The sequence below is a fragment of the Candidatus Obscuribacterales bacterium genome (genome assembly GCA_036703605.1).
Taxonomy (GTDB): domain Bacteria; phylum Cyanobacteriota; class Cyanobacteriia; order RECH01; family RECH01; genus RECH01.
Map to the genome: position 1 here is coordinate 1 of DATNRH010000456.1, position 8084 is coordinate 8084.

Here is an 8084-nt window from a genome sequence, read left to right on the forward strand (position 1 = left end):
GGTTGAGCTTAAGAATCGGCTGGGCAATATATCGACTGGTGATTAAACCCACGATAATGGCAATGGTCAGGGCCACGAGGCTCAAGGCTGCTGTTTGCCATGTGCTAGCGTAGATTTGATCCATGAAGTCTAGCTCTGGAATCACCACTACTACCAGCCAATCTAGACCACGCTCATCGCGAAAGGGTTCTACCCGGACAAAATGCCGGCCGCGATCGCCCAAGCGTAGGGTAAACGATTGACCTGCCTGGAGGGTTTGGAAATCGCCAAAGCGATCCACCAGTTCCCGCGATGTTTCTCGGATCAGCTCATTGCTAACATCGACGGCTTTGAGACGCTCAGGGGCATTAGTTTCATCCAAAATAAGGATGTCATCATCGGGAATGGAACTGGCTACCAAGTTGCCGGTATGCTCAATAATAAACGTTTCGCCAGACTGACCCGCCTGCAGCTCATTGAGAAAGGTATCGAGCTCAACGGTCAACAAAAAGTCTGTCGCACAGATCCCCAGGAGTTGTTGTGTATTGGGATCATAGACGGGGGTGCTGGCCGTAATTACCGGCACAAAAGCATCAAAGTCTAAATAAACGTCGCTCCAAGTCGGCATGTGCCTCTGTTGGGCAATTTGGTACCAAGGGCGCACCCGTGGGTCGTAGGGGCGATCGCCCCGTCGTTTGTAGCGAGCACGGCTGCCATAGGGATCCAGCTCATAGTAATCAAATAGCCATTCTGTATTAGCGTTAGATACCTGCAGTTGGATGGACTGATCCTCATTGGAATAGCCCACGCCCATAAAGGCTCCATCTTCTGTGGCACAGTAGACGAGGTTGGTGGTGGGAAAAGCCTGAAACTGCTGCCAGAGCAGATACTCTCCTTGCACATCTGCAACCTGGATGTCTTCCTGCAGGAGAGCGATCGCATTCACGCTGTTGATTAAAAACGGCATCTCCACATAGAGCTGCGTTTCTTGGCGAATACGCAAGGTAAGCTCACTCATCAACTGAGTAGCTAGGTTATAGACGGCAGATTGGCTATTGCGGAACGATAAATAGCCCACCACCCCCACCGTTCCAACGACCTGCAGCATAAACGGCAACACCAGTGCCACATACAGACGTACCTTAAACTGGCGGGGACGGCTACCCATGGGTCTGACGTCTCCGTTCTAAACCGACGCTGGGGTTGGCGGAACGGGTTCAAGCAGCAGTTTGGTGCGCTTAATTGGCTCAGATAAGGGAGTGGGATAGTTTCCTGTAAAGCAGGCTGAACAGAAGCTAGTGGTATCTTCCCTTGTTTCTTCTAGCATCCCTTGCCAACTGAGATAGGCAAGAGAGTCTACGCCAATCTGCTCCTTAATGGCCTCAACGGAGTGGGTGGCGGCAATCAGTTGATTTTGGCTATCGGTGTCAATGCCGTAGAAACAAGGATGGGTCACCGGCGGCGAGGAAATCCGCATATGTACTTCCGTTGCACCTGCATCCCGCAGTGCCTTCACAATCTTGCGGCTGGTGGTGCCTCGCACGATAGAATCATCGACCATCAGCACCCGCTTGCCTTCTAACACATCCCGCAGGGGGTTGAGCTTCATGCGAATGCCAGACTCCCGCATGGACTGGGTCGGCTGAATGAACGTACGACCCACATAACGGTTTTTGATCAGTCCTTCGGCGTAGGGAATCTCAGACTGTTGCGAAAAGCCGATCGCTGCCGGGATACCAGAATCCGGTACACCAATGACAATATCTACATCGGCTGGCGATTCTAGGGCTAGGCGCTTACCTAAACGCATCCGGTAGCTATAGAGCGACTCATCATGCATGATGCTATCGGGGCGGGCAAAGTAAATCATCTCGAATACGCAGAGCTTGCGCGAGGATTGGGGTGCCCAATGGAAGGACGCCATTCCTTCTTCATTCAGCCACACCACTTCCCCTGGCTCTACATCGCGGATATATTCTGCGCCAATAATATCGAGCCCGCAGGTTTCAGAGGCCAGTACATACCGACGGGGTTGATCCGGTTCATCGCTAGGCAAGAGCCCAATCACTAAAGGACGAATGCCGTTGAGATCCCGCACGCCCATGACGCCATCCGGGGTGGCGATCGTCAAACTAAAGGCACCCTGGCAACGGCCAAAGGCACTGATGCTGCCTTCTAGCCAAGTCTTCCCTCGGTTCACCTCTTGGGCGATCGCTAGGGCAATCAGTTCCGAGTCGGTGGTGGTGAGGATGTCAAACTCCGAATCGGTGAGTTCGTCCCGTAGGTCAGCGGTATTCACCAAGTTGCCGTTATGGGCGAGGGCGAGGGTGCCCAGACGCGTTTCCACGAGAGCTGGCTGGGCATTGGAAATGCGGCTCGACCCCGTCGTGGAGTAGCGGGTATGTCCCACGGCTAAATGCCCTGGCAGCTTGTTCAAAACACCTTCGTTGAAGACCTGGGATACCAGACCCATGTCTTTGTGGCTATAGACCTGGGAACCATCAAAGGTGGCAATGCCTGCCGACTCTTGCCCTCGATGTTGTAATGCGTAGAGCCCAAAATAGGTTAGCTTGGCTACATCTTCTCCCGGTGCATAGATGCCAAACACACCACAGGCTTCTTCGGGTTTATCCAATGGCAAGTCATCATCCCAATGGAGATCGGAGGAGAAACAGTCAGCAGAGTTAGGCATCATGAGAGGTTGGGTGCTCTTTTTGCTCAAGGGTTTAGGGGTCGAAGCAGGCGGCTAACCCAAATCGAACTCAACGACACCGAATCACTAAGTGTTGCCCCGCGAGGGCGTCAACGCCTAGGCGGTTGATTGGGTGGGTGAGGCTGACAAGAGTTAACGAAACCTTAACGACATCTCCTTCACGATAACAGTAAAGTTACCGCAATTCCCCGAGGGAATACATCAGACAACCTACGGATTTCTCGCCCTAGGGATGCGCCATTTACTGGAGGCGGCGGGCGATCGCTGTTGACCAGCAGGTGTCCATGGATGCTAGATCTGCTGCAATCACCGTGGTTCCTTGCTCCGTAGCGATCGCCAACTGTTGCTGATCGGTGACCTTGCCTAAAACCTGCCAGTGGCCGGCAAGCTGCTCCTGCAGGTAGGCTTCCCACGCCGGCACCTGATCGTTGGCCACCGAGACTAGAATGCGGGCACCTCCCTCGGCAAACAGGATGTGATCCCAGCGTTGCTCTGGCGTATCATCCACCGGTAGCTGGATCGCTGCCCCCCGCTCTCCGCTGATGCAGGCTTCTGCGAGGGCGATCGCCAACCCACCTTCTGCACAGTCATGGGCGGAGTGTACCCAACCCTGGTGAATTCCCGTGCGACAGGCCTGCTGTACTCGCTTTTCGAGCTCCATGTCCACCACTGGCGGGCAGCCGGCCACGGTGTGATGCACGACGGCTAGATATTCAGAGCCACCCAGGGTGAGGCTTTCGGCGACGGCACCTACGCCAAGGCCCAGCAGATAAATGCGATCGCCCCCCTGCCGCCAACCCTGACCGCAGATGCGACCCAGATCCTCCACCAGCCCCACCATGCCGACTACCGGGGTGGGATAGATGGCTTGGGGTTGCCCTTGGGAATCTAAGGTTTCGTTGTAGAGCGAGACGTTGCCGCCGGTGACCGGGGTGGAAAAGACGCGACAGGCTTCGGCTAAACCGCGACAGGCCTCGGCCAGTTGCCAGTAGCCGATAGGCTTTTCGGGACTGCCAAAGTTGAGGTTATCGGTGACCGCTAGGGGCTCTGCTCCCACACAGCTCAAATTGCGGGCTGCCTCGGCCACTGCCGCCTTTGCGCCTTCGTAGGGATGAAGGTACACATAGCGGGCATTGCAGTCCACCGTCGCCGCCACGCCTTTGGTGTAGGTGGAGGGCGATCGCTCTGCCCCTTGGGGACGTAGCCGCACCACCGCTGCATCTGCCCCGCCGGGCATCAGCACCGTATTGTTTTGCACCTGGTGGTCATACTGGCGGTAGACCCAGTTTTTGGAGGCGATCGTCGGCGCATCAAGCAGGGTGAGCAGCACCGATGTCCAAGAAGATGGAGAGTCGGTTTGCAGGCCCTGAACGGTGCAGGCAGGTAGGCTAGACTCCTGCCAGGCCCAGGCGGTGCGGGCATAGTCTGGCGGCGTTGCCAGCAGTTCCCGGTGATAAATGGGGGTATTGTCCGACAGCGCTGTGGCCGGAATCTCCGCCGCCACATCGCCCTGGAAGAGAATGCGCACGATGGGCTCCGCAATCACCGAGCCCGCTACCACCGCCTGCAGTTCCCAGCGATGGAAAATATCGATCAGTTCCTGCTCTCGTCCCTTCGCCGCCACAAACAACATGCGTTCCTGGGATTCCGACAGCAGATATTCGTAGGGCACCATGCCGGTTTCCCGCACGGGAATCAGATCCAAATCGAGCTCAATGCCCACTCCGCCCTTGGCTGCCATTTCCGCTGTGGAACAGGTGAGCCCCGCTGCGCCCATATCCTGGGCTGCCACTACCGCACCAGTTTTGAACGCTTCTAAACAAGCTTCAATCAGGGATTTCTCCAAAAAGGGATCCCCCACCTGTACCGCTGGGCGATCGCTCTCCGATTCATCACTCAGTTCGGCACTGGCAAAGCTGGCACCGCCCATACCATCTCGCCCCGTGGTGGAGCCCACATAGAGCACCGGATTGCCTACACCGATGGCTCCCGATTTGACAATCTCGGCCGTTTCCATCAAGCCCAGGGCCATGGCATTCACCAAGGGATTGCCGGTGTAGGCCGGGTCAAAGCAGACTTCCCCGCCCACCGTAGGCACCCCGACACAGTTGCCGTAGTGGGCAATCCCTGCCACCACGCCATGCATCAACCGCTGGGTGCGGGCATCCTTGAGGTCGCCAAAGCGCAGAGAGTTCAAAATTGCCAGCGGGCGAGCGCCCATGGTGAAAATATCCCGCAAAATGCCGCCCACGCCGGTGGCTGCTCCCTGGAACGGTTCCACTGCCGAGGGATGGTTATGGGATTCGATCTTAAACGCCAGATGCAGGCCATCCCCAAGGTCAACCACCCCAGCATTTTCGCCCGGGCCCACCAAAATGCGATCGCCCGTGGTGGGAAACTGGGACAGCAGCGGCCGCGAATTTTTGTAGCAGCAGTGTTCCGACCACATGACGCCAAACATGCCCAGTTCAGCCTTATTGGGATGCCGACCCAGGCGGCTGACAATGTCGTCATACTCAGTGGGGGTGATGCCTTCGGCGGCAATTTCTTCAGGGGAAAACGGAGCGGAGGACACTGACATAGGAGATTTGGCGATCGCAACAGTCTCCCATTTTATAAGCATTCGGCAGTGTCGTTAGAGATTCTTCGGATGTTCTGATCTTGACCGCCCAGCGTGGTAATCTAAGCTGCAATTTCGATGACTCCTGCACCCGTCCCATGTTCAACGACGCGATCCAATCCGACAGCCTCGCCCAGGCTAGCCTCCTCTCCCCAGCCCTGACCACCGAGATGCTCGATAGGCTACGTCAGCATCCGCCCCTAAAACTAGGCATCCTCGCCTCCGGCAGTGGCAGTAATTTTGAAGCGATCGCCCAAGCCATTGCCGACCAGCAGCTCAACGCCCACATCCAAGTGGTGGTGTACAACAATCCCGGAGCCAAGGCTGCCGACCGCGCCGCCAAATTTGGCATTCCCGCCGTGTTGCACAACCATCGCGACTATGCTCAGCGGGAAGACCTAGATCGCGCCATTATTCAAACCTTTCAAGACTACGACGCCACCTGGCTGATTATGGCGGGCTGGATGCGTCGCGTCACCCAAGTGTTGATTGACGCCTTTCCCCAGCGCTGCCTGAACATTCACCCCAGTCTGCTGCCGAGCTTTCCCGGCACCCATGCCGTAGAACAGGCCCTAGCCGCCGGAGTGGCGATCGCTGGCTGTACGGTGCATCGGGTGGAGTTGAAAGTAGACAGCGGCCCAATCATTATGCAGGCTGCCGTACCGATCCTTCCTGGCGACAGCGCCGACACTCTTCACCCTCGCGTGCAGGTGCAGGAACATCGACTCTATCCAGCAGCGATCGCCCTAGCGGCCTGGCAGAATCTGCAAAACGGCCAGGACATCTAAACGTAAGTTCGATGGGTGTACTCTTCGTCTGTAGGGTGCTAGGCGAAGCCGTAACGCACCGTTTCATGCGGCTTGGATGCGTTAGGCTCGAAGACCCTCACCCCAAACCCCTCGCCCAGGGCGGGCGAGGGGCTTTGAAAACCTTCCTTGCTCCCCTTCTCCCCTTGTGGGAGAAGGGGCTGGGGGATGAGGGGAAACGAGGGGGCAGCTCATCAGGAGGCTAGTTAAACCCGAGTGCGATCGGTGAGGATCTCGTAGCCGTTTTCGGTGACCAGCACCGTATGTTCAAACTGGGCCGACAGACTGCGATCCACCGTCACCACCGTCCAGCGATCGGCTAGGGTGCGGGTAAACTTCGAGCCAGCATTCAAAATAGGCTCGATGGCTAAGGTCATTCCGGCCCTCAACTTCACGTTGGGCAAATCATGGGTACGCACATTAAACACCGACGGTTCCTCGTGGAGATTCCGCCCTACCCCATGCCCCGTGAAGTTTTCCACTACCTTAAACCCTTCGGCCTCTGCATGATCCTGAATTGCGCCAGCAATATCCAGCAAAGAGTTGCCCGGTTTCACCTGCTCAATGCCCTTGTAGAGCGTTTCTTCTGCTACCCGAATCAGCTTAGCGGCAGCCGGCGACACCTGCTGCACGCCGATGGTGATACAGGAATCGCCATGGAAACCCTGGAAATAAGCGCCCGTATCTACCTTTAGGACATCCCCTGCCCGAATCACCTGCTTACGGCTGGGAATACCATGCACCACTTCATCGTTGACGCAAGCACAGATCGATGCGGGAAAGCCGTAGTAGCCCTTAAAACTTGGCGTTGCGCCCATCTCCCGAATTCGCGCCTCTGCATAGGCATCCAAATCCGCCGTGGTCATCCCCGGCTGCACCCGTTCCGAAATTTCCTTGAGCACGGTAGCAACAATCGTCGCTGACTGGCGCATGATGGCGATTTCATTGGGCGACTTGATAATGACGCCCCGCTGCTTACGAACACGCGGGGTGACATCGGGCTTGGGCAGAAGGTCGGTGAGGAAATTCATGGGCGATCGCAGGATAGGGTTACTACTGTATTAAGACTAGCGGCAGGGCAGGATTCACCTAGAGTCCATCGTACTCCCAACCGATCTTCCAACCAATAGGAGCAAGATTCGTCCCGGAATCTGCTTCTCCTAAGGTATCGCACCCCTGCCCCAGTCGCACAGGATAAACACAAGCCCAGGCATCCGCCCCCGTGAGTTGGCCAATATGCGTTACAATCCGTTACAAATACAAGTTGAAACCTACGTCGTTTATTGAGTCGTTTTATGGCATTACAAGAAGGCGTCAAAGCTCCAGATTTCACCGTGAAAGACACCCACGGCAACACGATTACCCTGGCAGACTATGCCGGTAAGCATGTGGTGCTCTACTTCTATCCTAAGGATGATACCCCTGGCTGCACCCAGGAAGCCTGTAGCTTCCGCGATAACTATACGGCTTATCAAGGTAAGAATATTGCTGTATTTGGCGTGAGCACGGATAATGAAGCCTCTCACCAAGCCTTTACCAGTAAGTTTGACCTTCCCTTCCCACTCCTTGCTGATACCGAGGGTACTATCACCAAGGCCTATGATGTAGACGGCGGCGGCTATGCTAAGCGGGTCACCTATGTGATCGGCACAGATGGCATGATCACCAAGGTTTACACCAGCGTTAAGACCGATACCCACGCCACGGATATTTTGGCTGATCTAGGTCTATAGATCTCAGTTTATCTGAACAACAACTGATAAGACAGATGTGGGGGCGATTGGCTAAGGAGCGATCGCCCCTTCTTGTTTAACAGGAACACTATTTAGGGCTTGCTGAAAAAAGGGAATCTTCCTCAGTGCAGCATGATTTCTATCTAGTTTGACCTGCGGACAACAATACCGATAGATAACCGCAATCCCTAGACCGTACAGTCACGTTGCCTAGTACTCTCCAAATCGCGTCT

6 protein-coding genes are annotated in these 8084 nt (G+C 55.8%); 2 read left to right on the forward strand and 4 right to left on the reverse strand.

Features of this window, described 5'->3' with window-relative positions; all coding sequences use genetic code 11:
- The 3 genes from V6D20_09625 to purL all read right to left on the reverse strand — a co-directional run.
- The coding region (locus V6D20_09625) for a hypothetical protein (protein HEY9816037.1) at positions 1-1147 on the reverse strand (1147 nt) is incomplete at its 3' end.
- An 18-nt stretch (positions 1148-1165) separates the two neighbouring features.
- Positions 1166-2674 (reverse strand): amidophosphoribosyltransferase, encoded by a 1509-nt coding sequence (gene purF, locus V6D20_09630; GenBank protein ID HEY9816038.1) that lies wholly within the window; start codon positions 2672-2674, stop codon positions 1166-1168.
- A gap of 259 nt (positions 2675-2933) precedes the next feature.
- A complete protein-coding gene (purL, locus tag V6D20_09635) occupies positions 2934-5273 on the reverse strand; it encodes a phosphoribosylformylglycinamidine synthase subunit PurL (protein ID HEY9816039.1) in 2340 nt (779 codons plus the stop codon).
- Positions 5274-5353: 80 nt separating this feature from the next.
- On the opposite strand from purL, the gene purN reads away from it, so the two are divergent.
- The gene (gene purN, locus V6D20_09640; GenBank protein ID HEY9816040.1) at positions 5354-6100 is read left to right on the forward strand and encodes a phosphoribosylglycinamide formyltransferase; all 747 of its coding nucleotides are present in this window, start codon (positions 5354-5356) and stop codon (positions 6098-6100) included.
- A 224-nt stretch (positions 6101-6324) separates the two neighbouring features.
- Here purN and map read toward each other — a convergent pair whose 3' ends face one another.
- A complete protein-coding gene (gene map / locus V6D20_09645; protein HEY9816041.1) occupies positions 6325-7149 on the reverse strand; it encodes a type I methionyl aminopeptidase in 825 nt (274 codons plus the stop codon).
- A 264-nt stretch (positions 7150-7413) separates the two neighbouring features.
- Here map and V6D20_09650 point away from each other — a divergent pair, with 264 nt between their 5' ends.
- The gene (locus tag V6D20_09650; protein ID HEY9816042.1) at positions 7414-7851 is read left to right on the forward strand and encodes a peroxiredoxin; all 438 of its coding nucleotides are present in this window, start codon (positions 7414-7416) and stop codon (positions 7849-7851) included.
- Positions 7852-8084: the final 233 nt, after the last annotated feature.

Excerpts from the sequence above, each read along its gene's own strand:
- purF (HEY9816038.1), bottom strand. The coding sequence starts at position 2,674 with ATGATGCCTAACTCTGCTGACTGTTTCTCCTCCGATCTCCATTGGGAT.
- purL (HEY9816039.1), bottom strand. The coding sequence starts at position 5,273 with ATGTCAGTGTCCTCCGCTCCGTTTTCCCCTGAAGAAATTGCCGCCGAA.
- map (HEY9816041.1), bottom strand. The coding sequence starts at position 7,149 with ATGAATTTCCTCACCGACCTTCTGCCCAAGCCCGATGTCACCCCGCGT.
- V6D20_09650 (HEY9816042.1), top strand. The coding sequence starts at position 7,414 with ATGGCATTACAAGAAGGCGTCAAAGCTCCAGATTTCACCGTGAAAGAC.